General features: G+C 59.1%; 2 protein-coding genes and 1 tRNA gene (1 of these 3 cut by a window edge). All 3 read left to right on the top strand.

Going from position 1 to position 1,600, the window contains the following annotated elements; genetic code table 11:
* Nucleotides 1-29: transfer RNA gene (locus B2V21_RS10485), tRNA-OTHER, on the top strand; it begins 73 nt to the left of the window's first position.
* Between the two features lie 47 nt (nt 30-76).
* On the top strand, nt 77-1,018 hold the full coding sequence (locus B2V21_RS10480) for a ribose-phosphate pyrophosphokinase (protein WP_043192909.1): 942 nt from the start codon (nt 77-79) through the stop codon (nt 1,016-1,018).
* A 138-nt stretch (nt 1,019-1,156) separates the two neighbouring features.
* On the top strand, nt 1,157-1,600 hold a 444-nt coding region (locus B2V21_RS10475), incomplete at its 3' end, for a 50S ribosomal protein L25/general stress protein Ctc (RefSeq protein ID WP_286916805.1).

Here is a 1,600-nt window from a genome sequence, read left to right as displayed (position 1 = left end):
CGTTGGTTCGAATCCAGCCGCCCCTGCCATTTTCCTATACTCATCCAGGTATACCCTCAGCCGGCAGGTACTGCGCGTGTCCAAGATGATGGTCTTTGCGGGGAATTCAAACCCCGATCTGGCTCGACGCGTTGTGCGTCAGCTGCATATCCCTCTCGGTGATGTCTCCGTCAGCAAGTTTTCCGATGGTGAAATCAGCACCGAGATCAATGAAAACGTTCGCGGTAAAGACGTCTTCATTATCCAGCCTACATGTGCGCCGACCAACGATAACCTGATGGAACTGGTGCTGATGGCTGATGCCTTCCGCCGCTCCTCGGCTTCGCGCATCACCGCCGTGATCCCCTACTTCGGTTACGCTCGGCAAGACCGCCGTCCGCGCTCTGCCCGTGTGGCAATCAGCGCCAAGGTCGTCGCCGACATGCTGACCGTCGTGGGCATCGACCGTGTACTCACCGTCGACCTTCACGCGGACCAGATTCAGGGCTTCTTCGATATCCCGGTAGATAACATCTACGGCTCCCCGGTTCTGGTGGACGATATCGAAGACCAGCGCTTCGAGAATCTCATGATCGTTTCCCCCGACATTGGTGGCGTCGTGCGTGCACGCGCCGTGGCCAAGTCCCTGGGCGTCGATCTGGGCATCATCGACAAGCGCCGTGAAAAGGCCAATCACTCCGAAGTGATGCACATCATCGGTGATGTCGAAGGTCGCACCTGTATCCTGGTCGACGACATGGTCGATACCGCCGGCACCCTGTGCCATGCGGCCAAGGCCCTGAAAGAACATGGCGCGGCCAAGGTGTTCGCCTATTGCACCCACCCGGTTCTGTCGGGCCGTGCGATCGAGAACATCGAGAAATCCGTGCTGGACGAGCTGGTGGTGACCAACACCATCCCGCTGTCCGCAGCCGCACAAGCCTGTGGGCGTATCCGTCAACTGGATATCGCTCCGGTTGTTGCCGAGGCGATGCGTCGCATCAGCAACGAAGAATCGATCAGCGCGATGTTCCGCTGAGGGCCCTGCCCTTCGCAAGCACCGCTCTGACGAAAAGCGCCCCGGCCCGACACTCTTGTCGGGCCGGGGCTTTTTTGCCCGTATCGCCTTGGCGCTGGTCGCAAACGCTGGGCGAACGTGGTTATTTTGGAGAAACACATGAACGATTTTACTTTGAATGCCGAAGCGCGTTCCGACCTGGGGAAAGGTGCGAGCCGCCGCCTGCGTCGTCTCGCCAGCCTGGTTCCAGCTGTTGTCTACGGTGGCGACAAAGCCCCTGAGTCCATCAGCATGCTGGCCAAGGAAGTCACCAAGCTGCTCGAAAACGAGGCTGCCTTCAGCCACGTGATCGAATTGAACATCGGTGGCACCAAGCAGAACGTCCTGATCAAGGCACTGCAGCGTCACCCAGCCAAGGGTCACGTCCTGCACGCTGACTTCGTACGCGTGATCGCCGGCCAGAAACTGACCGCCATCGTGCCTCTGCACTTCATGAACCAGGAACCGGCTGTCAAGAAAGGCGGTGAGATCTCGCACACCGAGACCGAGCTGGAAGTGACCTGCCTGCCGAAAGACCTGCCTGAGTTCATCGAAGTCGACATG

Source organism: Pseudomonas sp. UBA6276 (assembly GCF_002438365.1).
Taxonomy (GTDB): Bacteria; Pseudomonadota; Gammaproteobacteria; order Pseudomonadales; family Pseudomonadaceae; genus Aquipseudomonas; species Aquipseudomonas coleopterorum.
The sequence above is the reverse complement of the archived record's forward strand: the minus strand, read 5'-3'. Positions and strand labels throughout refer to the sequence as shown.